Below are 21,865 nucleotides of genomic sequence, written 5' to 3'. Positions count from 1 at the left end.
AGATATTCGGGAGTACATCGCGGTTTAGGGAAAGTAGGCCCGTATTGTTTAGAGTTTCAAATACGCCATTAACTCCTTCGCAGCGGCTCTGCCTGCACGATTAGCACCAATGGTAGAAGAGGACGGCCCATAGCCCGTTAAGTGGATACGAGGGTCCGCAGCGACCTGTGTGACCAATTGCCCTGTCATGACGACACCGCCTTTTTCGCTAAGGAGGTTTAAGCCCGCTAAATGATCTAAGGAATGTCGGAATCCAGTGTTCCAAAAGATTACATCAGCGTCCATCGTCGTTCCATCTTCCCATCTTACGCCTGTTTCGGTTATTTCCTGAAACATAGGTTTTCGATCGAGCACACCATGTTCTAACATGTCTTCTATTGCAGGAGTGATAGGCAGCCCCGTAACAGACACGACGGATTTGGGAGGCAAACCTTCACGAACACGATCTTCTACCATCGCAACAGCTTCCCTACCGTGTTCTGGCGAAAATTCATAATGACGAAAGTCTGGAGGTCTCCGAGTGACCCATGTGGTTTGAGTAACTTTAGATATCTCTCCAAGCAGTTGCACAGCCGATATCCCGCCACCAACGATGATGACATGTTTGCCAATAAACTCATCGGCATTTTTATACTCGCCCGTATGCAATTGGCGACCTTTAAATTTTTCCCAACCCGGATATTTCGGGCAATTAGGTGTTTTCCAAGTACCGGTTGCATTAATAATTCCTCGAGCATTGAACTGTACACCGTTTGTTCGAATAAGAAAACGACCATTTCTGTCGATCACTTCAGTAACTTGAACCGGACGGATGACAGGTAAATTAAATGTTTTCTCGTAAACTTCGTAGTATTTCGGAATAGCTACATTTGCCTGTAGCTCCTTATCTTTTGTGTTAACAGCATCCGCAAATCCTAAGCCCGGTAGGTCATTAATACCATTCACATTACTGAGGGTGAGCGAATCCCATCGATGTTGCCAAGCGCCGCCAGGGCCGAACTCATCATCGAGAATGACAAAGCCCTTACCTGGTTCCAAACCTTCGCGTTTCAGGTGATAAGCCGCCGATAAGCCGGCTTGTCCTGCACCAATAACCACAATATCAACCTTGTAGAATAATTCCGGACGAACGGCACTGGATGTAGGCCTTCCTGAATCGGGTTTACCAGCTTGATTTCCCATAGGATCTGTTGTAAAATGTTAATGTGTTAATTATCTCTAACTACCACAAATTACAAAATGATTGATTGTACGCCTAATTTAATGTCATAATAAAGTGCTTCTATGACATTCCTGTGCATACTTCACAAAGCACAACTATTTAGAAATATTAATATAACCAAAAGTCCCCGAGTTCGCAGAACTCAGGGACTTTGATTATAGAGGAATATGAATATTCTGAATTAGTTTCCTAATTTAAAATTAACACCAACTGCTGTTGTTAAAATCCCTTCGAAGTTACGACCTCCGTATTCTCTATCGAAGCCATCACCAAGCAGATTTCCGCGGATGTCGATATTTAAATCTAGTTTTTCTGACATACGGATAGTTTGCAAAAACCCTACATGTGGAGAGAATCTAGTAACGGCAGGTTCGTCAAATGATGTCGTTACACCAACTCCAGCATAAGGAATCATTGTGTAGATACGATTGGCATCAAAACCCGAAATATCATTCGACCAGTTAAACATTACATCAGCTCTTAAGTTGAAGTAATTGAATCTTTGCTCTTTCAACCATTGTGAAGGATCGTATTCTACCCCATTTGAAAGGCTCTCGTCTTGAGTCAAACCCTTCATACGTCCTCCAGAAACAGCCAAACGGCCACCGAATGCGTCGGTAAACCATTTACCACCGTATATTTCAAAAGCTGGACCGATACGCTTTCCGAAGTCATATTGTTTATCATGATCTCCAAAGAATACGTTTGCTCCCACATTTGCGCCAAAAAACCAATACGACGATAAGCCATTGAATTGGTATCTTGAAACAGGCAATTTATCTTCTAACGGATTATTTGCGAATGCTGTAGAAACAAAGGTTAGCAAGGATAAAACACTAAGTAAAAATGAATTTTTCATCTGTATTAAAAATTATTATTGATTTGTTATTCTTGTAGGTAGTTTGCTTTTTTTTATTTTTTATATCTCGCTTCGTAAAAGAGCGCTTCTTTCTCTTTTATTCTCAAATACATTTCCATGTTCGAATAATCTCGTGGCAATGTCAGATATAAATTCGCGTAGTTTGTTTTCACATTTAATTGAACCGGATCTGGAAAGTTTGTTGAGTTGTTCGCATTGCTCACGTCGTACCCATAACGTGTCACCTTGCCTGAACGCTCAGTAACCACCACCACATTATCTTCAAATTTGATCTCTTGAATATAAGCCTGGCTTAAACTTTCTTGCTTATGAGTGCCCGACTCATTAGATGCAGCGTACGTTGGTTTCCAAACGGTGTTTTTTAGCTCGGTAGCTACCGTCTCTTTAACATCTGGTGGATAAACGATTGCATCATCGTCACAGCCCATTAATCCGATACAGAATCCAACGACTAGAATTCTTTTTAACATAATACTCTCAATATTTTGTGGTAAATATTCGATGCAGGCTATACAATCTTTCCCGGCATCGTTTCTAACTCATTTAATCGTGATGAAATAACCTTCCTAAATTATATCCAACACGTGTTCACTCGATAAAATAATCACAACCAAAATAAGTGCAATTGAAGCACTTAGCCAAAAATTCAAGCTTTAGCAACTTTATCACAACGAGAATATTATTTAATACATTAATAAATAAAATGCATCAGAAATAAACTTGGATAACAAAAAGTGTATTATTGAAATAATAAAGTTTTATATTTCACTTATATGTAATTTTTACCTATATCAGCAACAATCTATTAATTTTCATTTGTAAAATTATAGCCACAATTGAAAGCAAGTCTTTCCTTAAGGTCATGTAAGTTTTGTTAAATTCATCAAACCCTTAAAAAAATCGCATGTATTAGCTTTCCTCAATTTGTCTTATTGTGAGTAGGATTATCGTCACATACTTTAATCGGAATCAGATAAATCTTTCATGATTCCATTGAAACGCCAATAGGAATGAAAGTTCTTGGTGGCCTTTAAAAACAAATGCTTTTAGAAAAAAAGAGGCTAAGTAGTCAGTCTACTTAGCCTCTTTTTCTCACAATTAAGCAATTAAAATAAAGCCGTCTAATTTATTTTAATAATTAAACAGCAAGTTTTCTAAGAAATAAAATTCATCCAATCAGCATTCTCATCGTAATTCACGATAGGATCCGCGTGATTTTTGCTCATAAACTGTCCATTTAACATCGTCAGATCCATTAGCATATGCTGACGTGTTAGTTCTACTAACTGCGCATTGAAGCCTTCCATTTCTAACACGAATTGAAAACAGATCATACGTGAGATCATACGACCTAGGGTAACTAAGTCACGTTGGTTTAAGCCTCCGTCTAGATTGAAATCTACCTGCGTTTTAAAGTAGTCGACACTGATATTTGTGCGATTATAAGATTTCAAGAAAGCCAAGAAGTTGGTCTCTTTTGCTTTTCTCATGAGTTTTAACACCGCTTCTGCGATCTGCGCATATAACATCTCATTCGAACCCTCAAAAATTTGGAAAGGTCTGCTATCCACCACTGCTCTACCCGCTAAATGGTTCAAGCGATATCCGTTAGCTCCTGCCAACTGTAGACTTATCTGTGCAGACTCTTGCATCATATCTGTTACCAAAGCTTTCAACGAATTTGCCTCAACACTCATGGTCGCTAAGTCGTGTTCTATCCCACTGCTCTTAACACTAAAGGCACACATACCTGAACAGATCGTGAAGGCCGCTTGAATTCTAGCCAATTGATATTTTACGGAATCAATATTGATCAACGGTGCTCCGCCAACGATACGTTGTTGGCAATGTTGTATCGACTCATCTAATAGACGCTTGATAAAGCCCAGCCCCATACCCGGAAACTGAAGACGGCTACGGTGTAGCATATCCAACATCAATTTGATGCCGGTGCTCTCCGGGACGAGCTTCTGCTCCGCAGGAACTACCACATCGATTACATTGATCCCATAAGGAATTGCATATAATCCTAGATTATCGTAACGCTCTACCATCGGAATATGTTGAGCTTCTTTACTGTTTTCTGTAACGAAGAAATCTATATCGCGAGATAGATCTCCATTCTCCGCTTGTTTTCTTGCCGTAACCAACCAGAAGTCTGCTGCACCACTAAGGCCTTGCCAATGCTTCTCGCCTTTGATCTGATAACAATCGGCCAGCTGCTGGTATGCTGTTTTCATGTTCAAAGCATCACTACCGTAAGCTTTCTCAGTAATCATCAAACCGCCCATCGCGTTGTTTTCTAAGAACTCTTTGAAAATTCGTTCCTGCACTGGAAAGGCACCATATTTTGCCAATGGTTCTAAAAACAAGGCAATATTGATTCCGAACATTAGCGATAATGCAAGCGACTCATAAGAAGCGGCCGAAAGAACACCTAAGCATTCTTTTACCTGCACTCCTCTACCACCATGCAATTCGGGAATAGCAACTGAAAGAGGCTTCTTTTCCATAATCTTCGCAAGAAAATCCGCAGGCAAGTCACGATTTAAGCTGATCGCATTGTAATCGTACTCTTCTCTAAAAAGTTGTTTTAGGTGAGCTCTGAATGAACTAATATAGGTTGTGTAATCTTGTTGACTAATAACGTTAGACATGTTTCAATTCAATTTTACATTTAATACTTATTGTATCTACCTGATTAAGGCTCATTCGACTGCTAGGTTTATTTTTCAATAGATGTATCGCGTCGAAATATACAATATTTGACAGATGTAAAATTAGGAAGAAGTCATTTTAATGACTGTGGATATTAGGACAATAGATAGGACAAATCGTGCATTTGAAAGGAAACAACTAACTGCCTGTCTTCCGGTATTCGCTGGGTGATATACCCACAATTTTTTTGAAAATACGTGTAAAATATGACGGGTCGTCAAATTCCAGTTCATAAGCAATAGTTGCTACCGTCTTATTCGTTTCTAATAGCAATAGCTGACTGTGAATGATTGCAACCTCTAAGATCAGCTGTTTCGATGATTTCTTAAAAACTGATGATACACAGCGATTTAAATAATTTAATGAAACAGCTAACTTGTCCGCGTAAAATTTAACCGATTTTTGTTCGCTGAAATGAAGATGCACTAATTGCTTGAAGGCAATCGCAACTTCTTCTCGTCTACCAAGTGTTTCGTTCGCATCCGATAACTTGATAATTTTCAATAATGCCGTCTTAAAAATACTTTCGTAATATTCCTTATAGGGACTTTCAGTGTATATCTCTTTGTTCAATAATCGAAGTAAACTATCCAGATCGTTACTATCATTCTTGCTAAGATTCAACAAAGGTGATATCGTGAAAATATTAAGAATTTCTTGCTCTCGAAACAAGGAGGTCATGGCCTGTTCTTTGATTAGAATACAATGGCCTTGCGCAAGTTTATCCACGGAATGTATTGCCGATATTGTTCCATAATTACAGATAACCACCGCTGGCGCCTGAACTTTAAACGTGGTCGATTCTATCTGGTGAGTAAAATATCCTTCCGTTATATGAATCAATAAATTATAACCAAAAAATATGGGTGGAATCGGCGTCTTTAGATAAGGGGCAATATCTCCGAGCGCAAATATTTTAATGGGCGTTTGAATATAGGTCAGATGCTTGAGTCCATCCTCCATAAACTTCGCCACAAACTCATCCGCATTGATTTTATTCTTATCCATCAACCTGTCCTATGCTAATATTTATGCAAAAATAATTAACTCCATTCAAAGGAAAAACTTTCATGTTTCCTTTGAAACACCAACAGGGATGAAAGTTCTTGATGGCCTCTGAAAACAGACACTTTCAGAAAAAAAAGAGTTGGCTACATCTCCCTCTCGATCAATTCAACAGGCAAAACAACAGTTTTAAAATTCGTTTCTTTGCCACGTTGCTCAATCTGTTCAATCAATAGTTCTGCAGCTCGCTTACCCATTTCAAAAGCCGACTGCCGTATTGCTGTGATACCCGGCGAGAAGATATCGACTAAATTCGAATTCGTAAATCCGACGATTTCGATTGGCTTCTTCGCCAGCCTAACATTTCTTCTCAGTGCCTGTAAATACCCTGTGGTCAACTTATCGCCCGAAAGGAAAATACCATCATAATCCAATTCCGCCAAGTGATTAATTGCTTGGTCAATCTCTGACTGCTTTAATCCACCATATTCACAGTATTGGACCAGCTTCTCATCGAATTCCAAATGCTGCGAAATCAGACCCAACTTGAAGCCCTCGAGTCGCTCCTTGCTATTCGACAACTTTTTCGAAGAACTTAACAAGGCTATCCGCTTACAGCCCTTCTTTACAAGAAACTGAACACCTTCATAGGCCGCCCGCTTATTATCTGTAATGACGCGATGACTTTGCAAGGTTGCAGGCACCCGATCAAAGAAAACGATCGGCATCCCCTTTTTGATCATTCCTTCGAGATAAGCAGTATCAGAACTTTCTGACGACATCGCCATCAATAGACCATCCATGGACCTCGAGTAAAAATGTTCTACATGAAACCGTTCGCGTTCCGCAGACTCATTGGTCTGTGAAATGACAACCTGATAATTTTTATCGTAAGCAACAGACTCGATGCCGTCGATAACTTGAGAAAAAAAGTTGTTCGCTATCTCACTGACTACGATGCCGATACTATAGCTCTTCCGCTCTTTCAGCCCTCGAGCTAATGGATTCGCCCGATAGTTAACCTTAGTCGCAAAATCCAAGACCAGACGCTTTGTCTCATCACTAATCTCGTGGCTATCACGCAAAGCACGAGAAACCGTCGATGGCGACAATTTCAAAATCTTAGCAATGTCTTTTAAGGTGTAATGGTCCTGGCTCATGATGATAAATTTAGAGAATTATATTGAGATATGCATCTTGCGAGAACGAGGAATAACACAATGCAGAAGGACCAAAATGCGATGAGATACCATTCAAACTTTTTGCTGACCCTAATCAATCCCCTTCCCAAACGGTTTTGATTGGGGTTTGTATTGGGTTTGAAAGGGCTTTGAATTGGGTTTAAGTGAAACTTGCTTCGATACAACATGAACCTACTGAGAACTAAAAACAGATAAAAGCATTCATATTTGCATTGAAATAACAAGAAGGATGAAAGTTCTTGGTGCCTTTGAAAAGAGACGCGTTCAACAAAAGAAGCTACCCTGTCGGGTAGCTTCATCGATTGGTTCTTCCCATCTATAAAAGGACCAATCTTGCTAATATAAACCTATGTGTAAATCGAGGTACTAAAAAATAAATTTGGTACTCAAGAAGTTCGAAGTGCCGTCTTCAACGATTTTATTGATCAGCGCTTTATTCTCGGGTGTATCCTTGGTGGTTACTAAAGATCGAATGGAGAAAGAACGCAACGCATCGAAAACAGACAATGTCCCCTCCGCACTATCCTTCCTTCCGGTAAATGGAAATATATCCGGACCGCGCTGACATTGCGCATTGATATTCACCCTGCTCACCTGATTGACGAGTGGATCAATTAATGAACTAATCACTTCGGTTTTATTGCTAAATATGCTGACCTGCTGCCCGTGCGGCGATCCGATCAAATACTCGATCGGCTCTTCCAAATCATCAAAAGGAACGACAGGGATCACCGGACCGAATTGTTCTTCTCGATACAATTTCATCTTTTCGTTTACCGGATAAACGATTGCTGGATAAAAGAAAGACTCTAAGGTTTCCCCAGCATGAGGATTGATGAGTTTCGCCCCGTTGGCAAGCGCGTCATCCAAACATTCCTTTAAATAAGCAGGCTTTTGCGGTTCCGGTAATGGCGTTAAAACGACACCCTTCTCCCAAGGCATACCATATTTCAGTTTTTCGACTTCTTCCGATAGCTTATTTAAGAAAGCTGTTGCAATACTGCGATGCACATAGATAATCTTCAATGCTGTACAGCGTTGTCCATTAAACGAAAGCGACCCTAAAACCGTCTCTTTTACTGCCAAATCCAAATCAGCATCTTTACTGATGATGGCCGCATTCTTTGCATCCAGCCCCAAAATCGCTCGAAGACGATTGACTTTCGGATGCAATTTTTTGAGTTCATTCGCCACCCGACTTGAACCGATCAAGGTCAATACATTTATTTGCCCTGACTGCATCAACTGCGGCACAATGGTGTTTCCTCGGCCATAAATGGTATTGACTACGCCCTTAGGGAAACAACTTTGAAATGCCTCCAACAAAGGATAGTGCAACAAAGTTCCATGCTTAGGTGGCTTGAACAACAGGGTATTTCCCATAATCAATGCCGGGATAAGCGTTGTGAAGGTTTCATTCAAAGGATAGTTGAATGGCCCCATACAAAGAACCACACCTAAGGGCGATCGACGTATCTGTGCAATAATACCTTGCTCAATCTGAAAACGTGAATTATCTCTATCCAAGTCCTTAAGCGCATCGATCGTCGCATAGATATAATCGACTGTGCGGTCGAATTCTTTTTGCGAATCTGCGAAAGACTTTCCGATTTCCCACATGATCAGCTTCACGACGATATCGCGTTTCGCAATCATTTTTTGTGTGAATTGCTCCACACATGCAATTCGATCAGCAACACTCATCGTCGGCCATATTCCACGGCCGTTATCATAAGCCTTCACGGCTGCGTCGAGTGCTTCCATCGACTCCTTTTCGGTACAAACGGGATAACTACCGATACGCTTTCGTACCAATCCATCCTTGGTCTTGATACATATAGGCGAGAATACCTCGCTGCTTTTGCCCGACCAAGCATGCATAGTACCATTGCTTAAAAACTCCCGCTGATGAATCTCTTCATCGAGGGCAAACTCGGCAGGAATGTCTTCCTCCCGATAAAATAAGTTCTCTAAATCGAGTTCCATTGAATTTGGTTTAGGTTGATTAAAATTTTGTAGTAGGTTTTAAAAATTAAAGTATTGCTTTGCGTTATGATAACAGATGTCTGAAACCAACTTTCCTACCCATTCTAAATCATTTGGCAGTTCGCCGTTTTCTATATCTTCAGCGAAAATATTACATAATAGACGACGGAAATACTCATGCCTAGGGAAAGACAGAAAGCTGCGAGAATCGGTCAACATACCTACCATACAGCTCAACAAGCCCATATTTGATAAGGCGTTGATTTGTTTGGTCATCCCATCTTTTTGATCCAAGAACCACCATGCAGAGCCAAACTGCATCTTTCCGCGCACCGACCCATCATTAAAGTTCCCGATCATCGTTGCAAACAACTCATTATCTGCCGGATTCAGATTATAGATAATTGTCTTGGCTAATTGATCTTTTGAGTCTAATTTATTGAAAAACTTTGACAGGGCTTTTCCCTGCACGAAATCACCGATGGAATCCCAACCGGTATCCGGTCCGTTCTGCTCTAACATACGAGCATTATTATTTCTTAATGCGCCTAAATGATATTGCTGCACCCAGCCCTTTTCATGATCCCACTGCGCAAAATACAGCAGCATAGCGGACTTAAACTTTATTATTTCATCCTCGCTCAACGATGAGTTTTGGCGAATTTTCGAAAAGATTTGATTAATCTCAGATTCCGTAAAATCTGCTGCATAAACTTGTTCCAAACCGTGGTCAGATATACTGCCCCCGTTTTCAGCAAAATAATCATGACGCGCCTTTAGAGCATCTAAATAGCCTTGCAGATCGTCGATGGATACGTTTGCAACAGTTTCCAACTGATTGATGTAGGCATTCAACGCTTCCACCTTTTCTACCTGCATCGCTTTGTCAGGCCTAAATGCCGGCAGCATTCGGAAACTCTCCTGCTCTTTCGCAAATGCTTGATGTTGTTCCAAATTATCCAACGGATCATCCGTCGTACACAACACTTCAACGTTCATCATCTTCAACAAGCCGCGGACTGAATGACTGGAATCCTTCAACTGCTCCGCTGTTTGATCGAAAATGCGATCTGCAGAATCAGCATTTAATTGTTCGGTAATACCGAAATATCGCTGCAATTCCAAATGCGTCCAATGATATAAGGGGTTTCGCATCGTATAGGGTACGGTTTCCGCCCATTTACGGAATTTCTCCCGATCCGAAGCATCCCCTGTTATATATTGCTCGTTGATACCGTGCGTTCGCATGGCGCGCCACTTATAGTGGTCGCCGTTTAACCATACCTGACTTAGATTTTCAAATTGCGTATTATTTGCAATCTGCTCTGGAATAAGATGATTGTGATAATCTATAATTCCTAGAGGCTTGGCGTATTCATGATAAAGCTTCTTCGCGGTTTCACTTTGAAGCAGAAAATCTTGATCTAAAAATGCTTTCATTGTTGTTGTTTTTATAAACTAACTCCACGTTTCCATGGAATAAAATCGTCTTGGTTTAACAGCACAGCTTTCGGAACAATCACTCCACTAGCTGCTTGTATACAATATTCTAATATCTCCTCACCCATTTGCTCAATGCTCTTCTCACCTTCGATTACCGGTCCGGTATTGATATCGATGATATCCGGCATCCGCTTTGCCAAAGCAGTATTCGATGAAACCTTGATCACTGGACACACGGCGTTGCCTGTAGGTGTTCCCAAGCCCGTTGTGAACAAGATCAATGTTGCCCCGGAAGCTGCTTTTCCAGTCGTTGCTTCCACATCGTTGCCCGGGGTACAGACCAAACTCAACCCTGCTTTTTGCGCTGGTTCCGTGTAATCCAGTACATCCACAATCGGCGCCGTCCCGCCTTTTTTCACCGCGCCCATACTCTTGATCGCATCAGTGATCAATCCGTCGCGGATATTACCCGGAGAGGGGTTCATATGAAAACCCGAGCCCACACGTTCGGCTGATTGGCTATAAGCCTGCATCAAACTGATAAATTTCTTCGCTGCATCAGGTTCTATCGTCCGGTCGATCAGATTCTGTTCAGCACCGCAGAGCTCAGGAAATTCTGCGAGCAATACCTTTCCGCCCAAAGCAACCAACAAGTCTGCAGCATAGCCCACAGCGGGATTTGCCGAGATGCCACTAAAACCGTCCGACCCTCCACATTTCACCCCTAAAACCAGCTTATCTAAGCTCACCTCTTCCCGTTCGACCTGATTGGCAGCGACTAGGCCTTGAAAAGTCTTTGCAATCGCCAAGCGTACCATTTCCTCTTCCGTATATCCTTCCTGATGCTCAAAACTGAACAACGGCTTATCGAAGTGTGGATTACGAACCTTGATCTCCTCTATAAGTTCCTTGAGTTGCAGATTTTGACAACCTAAACTTAGAATGGTGATACCAGCTACATTCGGATGATCGGCATAAGCCGCTAAGAGTTTCCCGAGTACAACAGCATCCTGTCGTGTACCACCGCAACCACCTTGATGGGTAAGGAATTTAATACCGTCGATATTCGGGAATAAACGATGCGTATCTGGTTTTGCTTGTGCTAACTCGTCGAAGGAAGCATTCATCAAAGCATCACCCTTCAGATAGGCCTCTTTCAACGCTTGCGTATAATTCCGAAATGGTGCACTAACGGAGTAGCCTAGCTCCGCATGCATAACCTCCTTAATAAGGTCGAGGTTTCGGTTTTCGCAAAAAACAGTAGGTATAAATAGCCAATAGTTTGCTGTCCCCACTCGCCCATCCGACCGCACATAACCTCTGAAGGTTCTATCTTTGAACCGGTCTACGTTAGGCGGCTGCCATTGATAGTCAAAGGCTCTGTAAGCGTATCCATCCGTTGCATGCTTTGTATTTTCGGTACTCATGCGTTCACCCGAAGAAACCGCGTATTGCGTTTTCCCAACCAACACTCCGTACATTAGGATTGACTCCCCAGCCGCCATATCACGCATAAAAAACTTATGCTTGGCGGGAATATCTTCTTTTAGTTTATAAGTCTCCCCTTGGAAAATGATAGATTCACCCTGTGATAAATCCTGTAATGCGACCAACACATTATCAAGTGGGTCCAATTGAATAATTCTTTGCTGCATGATCTTACTTTTCTTCAAATGCTTTTAAAAACCCGTTCTGTACGATAGCATGTTTGTCTCGCTGCACTTGTTCTGCAAAACCGGAGATATCCATCAAACTTGCTCCCCACAAATCCTGATCTTCCAATAATTTCACTAATCCCTCATGTCCCTGCTGACTATAGGCGTATAATTTCCCGGCTTGATCATCTTGAAGTGTGATACTTGAACCATAGGCGTCTTGTATATATTGTCCAGCGGATTCCTTGCTGCGCATAAAAAGTACATAGGCAGCAAAGCCTAAACTCATGCTCGACAAAGGGCATTCATCTCGTTCTTTGCTCTTCAAAAGTAATGGGACATTTCGCATCCGCATCTTTGTCGTATAGTTCAATGAAATGCTCTCCCAGCGATGTTCTAAGAAAGGGTTCGCGAAACGATCCAATACCTGACGGGCAAAACGTTCTAACTCTTCCTTATTTAAATCCGGGTCGTCCATACAGGAAATAATCTCTTCCGTCAGGCTCGACACAAATCGCCGAAAAGTATTATCCTCCATAGCTTCCTTCACCGTTTTAAATCCGGCGATTATTGCCGCAGCACAGCTGAAGGTATGCGTGCCATTCAGCAGGCGTAGCTTAATCTCTTTAAAGTTCTTGATAGAAGGTACCAAATGGACTGATGCATGCTGCTCAGCAAAGCTCAATTTATGAGCTGTTCGTTCATTATTACAACTGATAGCCCACAAATAATAGGGCTCGGCCATAATCATTAAGTCATCCTCGTAGCCTAATGTCTGCTGTGCCTTTGTCTGCTGTTCGGCATTTAGTTTCCCCGGTACAATGCGATCTACTAAGGTGTCGCAGAAGTCATTCGCCGTTTCCAACCAATTCAAAAAGTCCGCTTCTAGTCCCGAACGGTCGGCAGCCTCCAAAACAAAGTGCTTTAGCTGCTTACCGTTATTGTCTATTAACTCTGTTGGCAGAATGACCATCCCTTTGGACGAATCTCCATTAAAGTGTTTGTAGCGACGGTAAAGATAGGCACATACCTTACCCGGAAAGGAAGATGGCGGCATCTCTTGAACCGTATCCGCGCTTGCCACAATCCCAACTTCAGTTGTATTGGAAATCAAGATTTGCATGTCCTCGTTCTCGGCGGATTTTAAAATTTCCTCCCATTGAGAGGAAGCTGCACATACTCTGGAAATTGCATTAATCAATACAAATTCTTCCCGAATTTCTCCGCCATCCAAACCGTTTATTGCCAACGTATAGAGATTATCTTGCTTTGCAAAGCTTTCTACGGCACCTGAGCCCGTTGACTGAACAACGAGAATGCGACCTTTGAATTCCCCCGCCTGATTTGCCTGATGGATAATAAAGTCCGGTAGCCCACGCAACAATACGCCAGTACCAAATTGTATTACCTTTTCCGGATAATCAAAGCTTTCAGCAGACGGCAGAATTACGTTTGCCGCATTCAGCTCGCTGATTATATTTTTACTTACTATCATATTGACATCCAATATTATTGTTTAATCTTTCTTTATCTGTTCTTTCAACCAGGAAACCAATTCCTGTGCTGCCTGAAAATTCTGAAATTCTGCAGGAAGCTTACGCCCGTCTACATACTCATTATATAGCCAGGGGTCACCGAGGGCAAAAACGGTTCCTTTACCATATTTTGTGGTCGCCATAACCACATCAGCCTGATGTTTTAGTAAGGCTTTTGCCGGAGCTTCCACAGAAATCGTACTCAGTTCCTTGACATAGATCTTCCTAGTCGTCTTGAAGACTTCATTTCCCGCAGGAATGATGATAGCACCTTCTTCGAAGTTCCTCCCCTTAACCCGATTCTTACTATCCAATTGAAACTGTAAACCGAACTTTTGCGCTAGCAAATTTGTTTTCTCCAATTCGCATTTACCCTGATCGTTCAATAGAAGTACCAACACGCCACCCTGCTTAACCCATTGTGCAATCTCATTCGCCTGCTGCTCATCCATGTAGTTTGGGCGCTCCGTTTCTTTTTCCGTATCCGGGTCTGCGATAATGTAGACTGATGCGTCTTTCAAGTTATGCTTTGTGCCCGCCGCGCGAAGGGTCTTTAGCTCAGCTCCCTGTTCTTCGAAAACCCTTCCTAGAAACGAAAACCCATTATTATCCTGCCCGTCCCATAGGTAATGATATGGGCGCATGGAGCCGTCTACAGCCTTCTTGTATTCGTTATTATAATAATTATCCAATACCACCTGAAAAGACTTTTGTTTACTATTCGCATGGAATGCTACCATTTCCGCTGAAGCCTGTAGAAAAGCTCCGACACCCTTTGGATCATTGGCAACGACTGGTTCGCTCATATAATAGTCGAAACTTCCGTCCCTATATTTTTTTCCACCTAGACCGGAAACTGCCACGACCTTGATTAGATCGACGCGATCATCGCCCGAAGGACGGACGAATTCATTTAATAAACCTTGATATGCTCGCTCCAGACTCTTTTGATAAGCTTTTGATATATAACCTTTACGAATCGACTTGGCCATAGCATAGACGAACATACTAGACGCAGAGGCTTCCACATAATTACCGGCTCGGCTTGGCAGATCAACGATATCATACCATACGCCTGTTTTAGGGTCCTGAACCTTGCGCACAGCCTCCATCGTCCGTTGAAGGATTGCAATAAGTTCCTTTCTTCTGGGATGATCTTGCGGAAAATAATCGAGTACATCGACTAAACCCATCGAAAACCAACCCATCCCTCTTGCCCAAAAGTGTGCGGAGGTACCTGTTTTCTGATTGGACCAGCGTTCTTTTTTAGATTCATCCCAACCATGGTACAACAAGCCGGTACGCGGATCCCTAGCATGATTTTCCATGTAGGTAAACTGGTTGACTGCATCTTCATAGATCTCCGGCAAACCCATAATTCCAGCGTATTGAACATAGAAAGGCTGTGCCATATAGAGACCATCCAACCACATTTGGTAGGGGTAAATTTTCTTATGCCAAAACCCACCTTCCTTGGTGCGTGGATGTGTCTTTAACTGATTAAATAGGGAATGACTAGCGTCTAGGTATTTCTTTTTCCCGGTTACTTCGTATAACATCAATAAGGTACGTCCGTTCTTGACATGATCTATATTATATTCATCGGCCCGATAATTACGAATATGCCCGTCCTCCATAACAAATCGATCCATCCATTGCTGTACGTAGTTAAAGTACTGTGCATCGGCAGTGTTTCTCCAAACCTCCGTGATTCCTTCTAGAACCACGCCCATATCATAAGTCCATTTTGGTCCCTTCACCGTATCCGTAAAACTATTGTCTTGAAATAATTTTTCCATCGCGGACCGCGCCATTTGCTCCGACAACGGCAAGGTTGCTAACGAGCTTGCGCGTTTCAAATCGCTTGCTAAAGCGATATGCTGTTCCCGAAGCGACTCCGCAACAATGTTCGCCAACTGCATAGCACCATTCTTATTAAGATGCGTATTATCTTCAACGCCGTTCGGATAATTTACGTGGCCCTTATCCAGATGTAAAAACAAATGTTTAGATGCCCCATCGCCAAGGCTCCTTAAAAGCTGTGACGTTTTTTTGGTCATATCGATATAGTCGACCCCTAAGCTATCAGCTACACGAATAACTGCATTGGGGTAATCCCCATGCGTTTCCAATAGTTGTCCATCTTTAAAATGGCGTCGAGCAATTGGTGTCATCAGAATAGGAATTCCTTTCTTCTCCCTGACCCCCTTTACGAACATGGCTAAATTAGCCTTATACTGAGGTATAAATAATTCCGGGTTAGGCTTTGTTATCTTTTGGTCGTTATGCCCAAACTGAATAAACACGTAATCGCCAGCTTGAATACCCCGATACACCGAATCCCAGCGTCCCTCCCTAATAAAGGATTGGGTACTCTTACCGTTCTTAGCGTGATTTTCTATGCGGATGTTCTCATTAAATAAATTGGCAAATGCTTCGCCCCAGCCGGTTTCCGGATGCTTATTCTCCGCCTTTATCGCCATCGTACTATCCCCCATCATCCAAATGGTTTTTTTCCGTTCCTGAACCAGAAAGCTACACATGCCGAAAATCAATATCGCAGTCAAAATCGAAAAAACAAATCTGTGTCGCATAGGTGAGATGTAAAAGGTCTATTTCTATTTTCTAAACTCAAGTTCCTAATTTATAATAGGGAATACTAGAAAAATGAACGCAAACGATGCCGACATCGTTTGCGTTCATAGCGTATTGAAAACCGAGTGAAAAAGATCTTCGAAATCTCTCAGAAAGCCAGACATCTCCCTGTCGTTACAAACGATTGCTATTCTATTCTTGTGAAATTTTACATAACTCAAACAATTATTTCGTTATAGGATAATTGCGAGATTCATAAATTTAAAGTATTGACTTTACCAATTAATGATCTACAAGTTGGTTTTTAGACTTTGATATTTAAAATATAGCAAAGAAACGGGATTTATACTTAATAATAATTTTTCATTAACTAATGATACATGAAATTAATCCCTACAAAATTATTACCTGTTATCTAAAAATTTTTCAATAACGAATAATCTCTAAGAAATATTACAAGCTTTAAACGAATAGTTTATCTATTATTGCATTTAATCCCGCAATCACACTGATTATATTAAACAGCAATAAAATTTTATGTGCTCGAAGCTAAAATATGTTCAACCCATTATTGTGTGTATTACCGTAGAAATGGAAGAGTCTATCGGGACGAGCTCCGCTACGATCAATACCGGCAACACGGGTAATACGCCCAAGATTGAAGAATGGGAAAGCGCGCCAAATGGCAGTTATAAGAACTACGACATGTAGTTTCGAGCAATAAATAAAACACTAAAAAACAAAATCTATTAATAACGCCAATGAATAACCCTTCATTTCTATATGGACGCATCACTTTTTTGTTGACCTTTAAAGTCGCTTTCTTATTGTTATTAACGAGTTGTAAAAAATCAGGTTCCGATAGTAAAATAGAGGAGCCCTACGTAGCAAAAAATGAGACCGTGATCGTCTTCCCACTTGATGCGATAGAGGATATAGAACCTGTTGATCAAAATAGTGGCTCCGGAGAGCCAAAATCGTCAGGATCAAGTCGTGAACAACTAAAAAAAGTAACTGTACAAAGTGAGATCGTCAGCTTAGGTGACGTAGATGCAATGATGACCATTTCAGAGGAGCTGCCTAGTTCCTATCAGAAAGAAAAAAGGATTATAAGCACATCCTCAAATCGAGCGTCTTCTTCAGGTGGGATTACAGCAGCTGGAACAGCAACCGATCTAGCGCCAGGCACCACTTACCGCGTGGTACTTTATACGGCCGACGCAAGCGGAAATCAGGTCACCTACGTGGGACAGGCCGAAGGCAAGGTCGGAACTGCGGCGATATCCATTCCTGCAAATAGAAATACCAAATACCGTTGGTATGCTTATACGAACAATAATACTAGTCCTATTCCAGCCTTCAATCAAGCTACAGGTACCGTTCCAGTGGATCCGACAGGAAATAATCCAAGCACACGTAAGGATTTCGCCTATGCAACAGGAATCATCACCACTAATAATATAAAGGACGGTCAAAACTTAATTAACGGAATAGTCTTAGCGCGTAAAACATCACGAATTATTGTGGAAGTAAATTCTCGTGGACTGTTTGCACCTATTACGCACGCCAATGTAAAATTCAAAGACAATAGCGGAGTTGTATCCGGAAATTTCAGATTGAGCGATGCCACCTTGCAAAATATTTCTACAGCGATCGCTACTAAAAACGTATATGTTCATCATAACGCGGCTTATCAAGTCCCCTTAGATGTTGACACGGTGTTGGACGAGAATACCAAGCGAAGGTACACTTTCTACACCCCAACTGACGGAGCAACCTCACGCAGTTTGGTTGTATCCATTGACACATTGAAAATAACCAGTCAACGTTTGGCAGACGCTGATGGATCTATCGGATACGTTGAACGACACTTTTATGGTAAAACATTTGAATTCCCAACCTTTGTTGCTATGCCTGGAAAAAGCTATTTTGTTTCGATCAGACTGGTTGAGTCGGCCATAACTATAGGTGCAACAAAATGGGCAAGAAGTAATACCTGGAGGGATGCCAATGGTAAATTGACACCTGCGGGACTTTGGCAATATAAAATGCGTTACGACAATCCTCTATATAGAACGACAGCAGGCGTTCCGACAACGGATTATTTTACGAGTGATGTATATTCAATCGGATCGACAGGGAAGAATCTTTGTGAATTGATGTATCCGGAGGGCACTTGGGATTTACCGACGGTTGCGCAAGTGAATGAGTTAAGAAACTTAACGTCCAAAAATATAGGTGTAGAAGGCTCCAATTGGTATATGTACATTATCCCAACGACTACAGCCGAGGGCTATCCTGGTCATCCTCACGGAAATCTGATTTTTACCCCCGTCGGCTATAAATTATCCAGCAGTGCCAACACCATGGATTTTTATCCGAATAGCGCTTTCTGGTACACAAGTACAAAAGGTTATTGGAGAACAAAAACTCCCGGAACTTTTGCGACTTTGTCTTACAGCACTAATCAAGCCATGATACTGCAAAACCAAACGATGAGCTCAGCTCGCTTAGCTAGCGTTCGCTGCGTGAGAAAATAGACAATTAGATATATTAAAAAAGAGGCCAAACTTATAACATTGGCCCCTTTCTTTTTTCTCAATATTATTTATCCATTTCCATCAACCCCATAATCAAGGGTGCAGTCGCTTTAATATCGTTGGAACGAATTCGCTCATTAACATAGTAATCAAAACTTCCATCGCGATTTCCACTGCCGCCTAAACCAGCGACAGCATTACATTGATGTAAGTTCCAAGAGCCATCCTTGTCTTTTAGCAATAGCTTTTTTTGCAAGCCCGATAAAATTCCATCTGCGACCTTCCTGTATTCCGGCGCTATATATCCCCTGTTTACTGCCTTCGCAAAAGCATACAAAAACATGCTATTGACCGATGCTTCCTGGTAATTCTTGTCAACTTTCGGTTTATCCAACACTTGCCAAAAGAGTCCCTCATCGTCCTGATATCTTGGCAGGACCTCGGCAAGATCACGAATGATCTTTAATACATCTTCTCTTCGCGGATTATCATTGGGTAAGTCGTCTAACACGTCAACCAATGCCATAAACCACCAACCTATGCTTCGTCCCCAAAAACTAGGCGATTGACCTGTTACAGGATTGGCCCATGGTTGCACTTTCGCTGCATCCCAAGCATGATAATATAAGCCAGTTTTCGGATCGTATAAATGTTTTGCAGCCCCTAATATCTGGTTTAGCGCTTCATCATAATATTTTGGTTCATTTTTATACTTGGCGTAGGACGTCAAAAAGGGAGACGCCATGTATAGGCCGTCCAGCCAAACTTGATTCGGATAAATATCCTTATGCCAAAATAGCCCATCGGGAGTACGTGGTTGCTTCTTTAGCTGATCCATAAGTTTTTCTATTGCCAAAGCATATTTCTCCTTCTTTGTTTTCTCGTACAGGGAAAAAAGCAATTTCCCTGGATTGATAAAATCCAGATGGAAGTCCTCCGGCTTGTATAAATAGATTTCGCCCTTATTATCAATGAGACTATCCATCCACATTTCTACATAATTGAAGTAAACTTCGTTCTTCGTTTTCTCATACAGTTTATAAAAGGCAAGTGCACCTAAGCCTTGGGAATACGCAAAATAAAGTCGCTTGCCGTGATCTAATTGCCACAATTCGGGGAAACGTTTCATCTCTGACTGTGCAACTTGCTCATATAGCGGCATATTCGATTTTTGTGCCGATACCTGAAGAAAAGGAATCAGTAATAAGCAGGTTATCAAGCTGCTTATTAATAATTCCCGTTTTATGGTAAGTGTCATTTTCATCAAACTTTAGTACAGCGGATGCTGTTGTCCTTGCAATCCTGGATTTGCATCCATGGTCGCAGTACTCAACGGCAACAGTTCTACTTTATTCTTTTCTAACCCTCTGAATATATTTTGTACCCAAGTAGCATTTGCCGTTAATGCATTAGCGTAAAATGCTGAATTGGCGCTATACATATCAAGCAGCGTATATTTCTTTGCCGCAAGGTCTGCCTTTTTTGCTGCATCGGGCTCCGTCACAAATCCTTCGAAAGCTAAAGCAACCGCCGGATCGTTGAAGACTTTAGCTGCAGTTTTTAAATAAGCGCGGAATCTAGGTACCGACGCGTACTTGCCGCTGTGGTTTGCAAGATCCATTAAGTCCATTTTCGCAGCCGTAAGTTTTTCCGTCAGCACGCCCCAGCGAATCAGATCGGTTCGTCTCCATCCTTCGAATCCCAATTCGAGTTTGCGCTCCTGAATAATAGCATCCAAGAAAGATTGGTAATCGGATGGCGTCTGCCCTATCTTGCTGCGATCCTGATTGAATGCTCGCAAGCGTACTTTTTCATACATCTCTTTCGCAACCGGCGTTGGACCATTTGCTAATTCATTTTCCGCTTCCGCATACATCAGCAGGACATCTGCATAACGTAAGTGTATCCAGTTGATATCGCGTTGTGCTGCCGAAACACCAACATCTCCCTTCCAGTTTACACGAAATTTGCCAATGCTATTGCTTGCATAGGTATTCATTTGGTGCAAGCTATCAGCACTTAAGGAATAATTCGCAATCGTTACATCTCGGCGGGTATCGCCTTCAGCAAACTCAAAATAATAAGTCGGAAATGCCGCCATGGCTGGCTGCGATTTGTTATAGAATGAATTGGTATGTGCGAAGATGCCATTGGTATAACCTAATCGCAGCTCGTTCCTATCGGCAGTCTTTTGCCCGTATTCATACATACTCTCATTATTGTATCTTCCGTTTACTAAATCTCTGAAAATGCTCTCGTAGCTAACCAGCGTATTTTCGCCACGATCGACAATAGCTTTACAAGCATCTCGCGCTATAGTGTAAAGTTCTTGGATGCGATTCGCATCCGTGCGTTTTGCTAATTTCACTGAAGAAGCCGCATAGGAGTTCAAGTCCCAACGCAAGGAATATCCAGCCCCATAAAGAGCAACCCTAGCCAACAACCCATATGCAGCATTCTTAGAAATACGCTCTACAGGCAGACCAGACTCCCCTTTCCAAGGCAAGAGGCTAATCGCCTTCTGCAAATCATCAACACAGCCGTCAATAATGGTATCGCGGCTAACACGCGACGATGAAAAGTTCGGCATATCTACCACAGGGATCGTCGGGTAAGGGGCGTCGCCAAAATATCGAACGACATTGAGCATATTGCTCGCGCGAATGGCGTACGCTTCACCGAGGATGCCGTCTAATTTCTTTTTTGTCGCTTCATCTGATACCGACATCAAAGGGATATTTTTGATCAATACATTCGCTTGCTCAACGCCTGCGTACATCGCACTATAAGTGGAGTTGGGCGCGATAGCCGGACTATATACATAATTCGACACTTGATTCTTTGAGTTTGTCTCGCCCTCTGTTGAAATACATTCGTCAGTACCCATTCCGAATTGATAAAATAATTCGGCATTGAAAGTACTGGTATAGGCTCCTAATATGGCCATTTCGACCTTCCCTGGATCTTCAAAAATCGTTGAGCTATCGAAGTCCTTTTCTGATGGCAATTCCAGGAAATCCTTACAAGAACTACTACTAAGAGCAATCGCAAGTCCTAATATGATGGATATTTTTTTCATGATGA

The 21,865-nt window shown here is 41.9% G+C and carries 15 protein-coding genes; 2 read left to right on the top strand and 13 right to left on the bottom strand.

Features of this window, described 5'->3' with window-relative positions; translation table 11 throughout:
• Positions 1–48 precede the first annotated feature (48 nt).
• The 11 genes from DSM08_RS07100 to DSM08_RS07050 all read right to left on the bottom strand — a co-directional run bounded on the left by DSM08_RS07100 (position 49) and on the right by DSM08_RS07050 (position 16,147).
• Complete coding sequence (locus DSM08_RS07100) at positions 49–1,182, bottom strand: NAD(P)-binding domain-containing protein (protein ID WP_149525507.1); 1,134 nt, start codon at positions 1,180–1,182, stop codon at positions 49–51.
• Between the two features lie 221 nt (positions 1,183–1,403).
• Positions 1,404–2,081: a hypothetical protein gene (locus DSM08_RS07095; protein ID WP_149525506.1), complete on the bottom strand. Its 678-nt coding sequence runs from the start codon at positions 2,079–2,081 to the stop codon at positions 1,404–1,406.
• 53 nt (positions 2,082–2,134) lie between these two features.
• On the bottom strand, positions 2,135–2,572 hold the full coding sequence (locus DSM08_RS07090) for a hypothetical protein (RefSeq protein ID WP_149525505.1): 438 nt from the start codon (positions 2,570–2,572) through the stop codon (positions 2,135–2,137).
• Positions 2,573–3,256: 684 nt separating this feature from the next.
• Positions 3,257–4,759, bottom strand: a complete 1,503-nt coding sequence (locus DSM08_RS07085; protein ID WP_149525504.1) for an acyl-CoA dehydrogenase family protein — start codon at positions 4,757–4,759, stop codon at positions 3,257–3,259.
• 199 nt (positions 4,760–4,958) lie between these two features.
• The gene (locus DSM08_RS07080) at positions 4,959–5,828 is read right to left on the bottom strand and encodes a helix-turn-helix domain-containing protein (protein WP_149525503.1); all 870 of its coding nucleotides are present in this window, start codon (positions 5,826–5,828) and stop codon (positions 4,959–4,961) included.
• 143 nt (positions 5,829–5,971) lie between these two features.
• Positions 5,972–6,985 carry a LacI family DNA-binding transcriptional regulator gene (locus DSM08_RS07075; protein WP_149525502.1) on the bottom strand — a complete coding sequence of 338 codons (1,014 nt, stop codon included), beginning with the start codon at positions 6,983–6,985 and terminating at the stop codon, positions 5,972–5,974.
• 408 nt (positions 6,986–7,393) lie between these two features.
• The gene (locus DSM08_RS07070) at positions 7,394–9,013 is read right to left on the bottom strand and encodes an NADP-dependent glyceraldehyde-3-phosphate dehydrogenase (protein ID WP_149525501.1); all 1,620 of its coding nucleotides are present in this window, start codon (positions 9,011–9,013) and stop codon (positions 7,394–7,396) included.
• Positions 9,014–9,052: 39 nt separating this feature from the next.
• Positions 9,053–10,453 carry a glucuronate isomerase gene (gene uxaC / locus DSM08_RS07065; protein WP_149525500.1) on the bottom strand — a complete coding sequence of 467 codons (1,401 nt, stop codon included), beginning with the start codon at positions 10,451–10,453 and terminating at the stop codon, positions 9,053–9,055.
• Between the two features lie 11 nt (positions 10,454–10,464).
• Positions 10,465–12,111, bottom strand: a complete 1,647-nt coding sequence (locus DSM08_RS07060) for a UxaA family hydrolase (protein WP_149525499.1) — start codon at positions 12,109–12,111, stop codon at positions 10,465–10,467.
• A 4-nt stretch (positions 12,112–12,115) separates the two neighbouring features.
• Positions 12,116–13,606 carry a tagaturonate reductase gene (locus tag DSM08_RS07055; protein WP_149525498.1) on the bottom strand — a complete coding sequence of 497 codons (1,491 nt, stop codon included), beginning with the start codon at positions 13,604–13,606 and terminating at the stop codon, positions 12,116–12,118.
• A gap of 21 nt (positions 13,607–13,627) precedes the next feature.
• Positions 13,628–16,147, bottom strand: coding sequence for a glycoside hydrolase family 88 protein (locus DSM08_RS07050; protein WP_187774000.1), 2,520 nt, complete (start codon positions 16,145–16,147; stop codon positions 13,628–13,630).
• A 631-nt stretch (positions 16,148–16,778) separates the two neighbouring features.
• Between DSM08_RS07050 and DSM08_RS19010 the strand changes: the two genes are divergently transcribed.
• Together DSM08_RS19010 and DSM08_RS07045 are read left to right on the top strand one after the other, a co-directional pair.
• Positions 16,779–16,952, top strand: coding sequence for a hypothetical protein (locus tag DSM08_RS19010; RefSeq protein ID WP_187773999.1), 174 nt, complete (start codon positions 16,779–16,781; stop codon positions 16,950–16,952).
• 50 nt (positions 16,953–17,002) lie between these two features.
• Positions 17,003–18,781: a hypothetical protein gene (locus DSM08_RS07045; RefSeq protein ID WP_149525496.1), complete on the top strand. Its 1,779-nt coding sequence runs from the start codon at positions 17,003–17,005 to the stop codon at positions 18,779–18,781.
• A gap of 64 nt (positions 18,782–18,845) precedes the next feature.
• Here the strand turns inward: DSM08_RS07045 and DSM08_RS07040 are convergent, their stop codons facing one another.
• Positions 18,846–20,045, bottom strand: a complete 1,200-nt coding sequence (locus tag DSM08_RS07040) for a glycoside hydrolase family 88/105 protein (protein WP_246172513.1) — start codon at positions 20,043–20,045, stop codon at positions 18,846–18,848.
• Positions 20,046–20,051: 6 nt separating this feature from the next.
• Positions 20,052–21,860 carry a RagB/SusD family nutrient uptake outer membrane protein gene (locus DSM08_RS07035; protein ID WP_149525495.1) on the bottom strand — a complete coding sequence of 603 codons (1,809 nt, stop codon included), beginning with the start codon at positions 21,858–21,860 and terminating at the stop codon, positions 20,052–20,054.
• Positions 21,861–21,865: the final 5 nt, after the last annotated feature.

This window comes from Sphingobacterium hotanense, from assembly GCF_008274825.1.
GTDB lineage: Bacteria > Bacteroidota > Bacteroidia > Sphingobacteriales > Sphingobacteriaceae > Sphingobacterium > Sphingobacterium hotanense.
The sequence above is the reverse complement of the archived record's forward strand: the minus strand, read 5'-3'. Positions and strand labels throughout refer to the sequence as shown.

What these genes read in the sequence shown, in the direction of transcription:
- DSM08_RS07100 (WP_149525507.1), bottom strand. Translation starts at nt 1,182, where the DNA reads ATGGGAAATCAAGCTGGTAAACCCGATTCAGGAAGGCCTACATCCAGT.
- DSM08_RS07095 (WP_149525506.1), bottom strand. Translation starts at nt 2,081, where the DNA reads ATGAAAAATTCATTTTTACTTAGTGTTTTATCCTTGCTAACCTTTGTT.
- DSM08_RS07090 (WP_149525505.1), bottom strand. Translation starts at nt 2,572, where the DNA reads ATGTTAAAAAGAATTCTAGTCGTTGGATTCTGTATCGGATTAATGGGC.
- DSM08_RS07085 (WP_149525504.1), bottom strand. Translation starts at nt 4,759, where the DNA reads ATGTCTAACGTTATTAGTCAACAAGATTACACAACCTATATTAGTTCA.
- DSM08_RS07080 (WP_149525503.1), bottom strand. Translation starts at nt 5,828, where the DNA reads ATGGATAAGAATAAAATCAATGCGGATGAGTTTGTGGCGAAGTTTATG.
- DSM08_RS07075 (WP_149525502.1), bottom strand. Translation starts at nt 6,985, where the DNA reads ATGAGCCAGGACCATTACACCTTAAAAGACATTGCTAAGATTTTGAAA.
- DSM08_RS07070 (WP_149525501.1), bottom strand. Translation starts at nt 9,013, where the DNA reads ATGGAACTCGATTTAGAGAACTTATTTTATCGGGAGGAAGACATTCCT.
- uxaC (WP_149525500.1), bottom strand. Translation starts at nt 10,453, where the DNA reads ATGAAAGCATTTTTAGATCAAGATTTTCTGCTTCAAAGTGAAACCGCG.
- DSM08_RS07060 (WP_149525499.1), bottom strand. Translation starts at nt 12,111, where the DNA reads ATGCAGCAAAGAATTATTCAATTGGACCCACTTGATAATGTGTTGGTC.
- DSM08_RS07055 (WP_149525498.1), bottom strand. Translation starts at nt 13,606, where the DNA reads ATGATAGTAAGTAAAAATATAATCAGCGAGCTGAATGCGGCAAACGTA.
- DSM08_RS07050 (WP_187774000.1), bottom strand. Translation starts at nt 16,147, where the DNA reads ATGATGGGGGATAGTACGATGGCGATAAAGGCGGAGAATAAGCATCCG.
- DSM08_RS19010 (WP_187773999.1), top strand. Translation starts at nt 16,779, where the DNA reads ATGTGCTCGAAGCTAAAATATGTTCAACCCATTATTGTGTGTATTACC.
- DSM08_RS07045 (WP_149525496.1), top strand. Translation starts at nt 17,003, where the DNA reads ATGAATAACCCTTCATTTCTATATGGACGCATCACTTTTTTGTTGACC.
- DSM08_RS07040 (WP_246172513.1), bottom strand. Translation starts at nt 20,045, where the DNA reads ATGAAAATGACACTTACCATAAAACGGGAATTATTAATAAGCAGCTTG.
- DSM08_RS07035 (WP_149525495.1), bottom strand. Translation starts at nt 21,860, where the DNA reads ATGAAAAAAATATCCATCATATTAGGACTTGCGATTGCTCTTAGTAGT.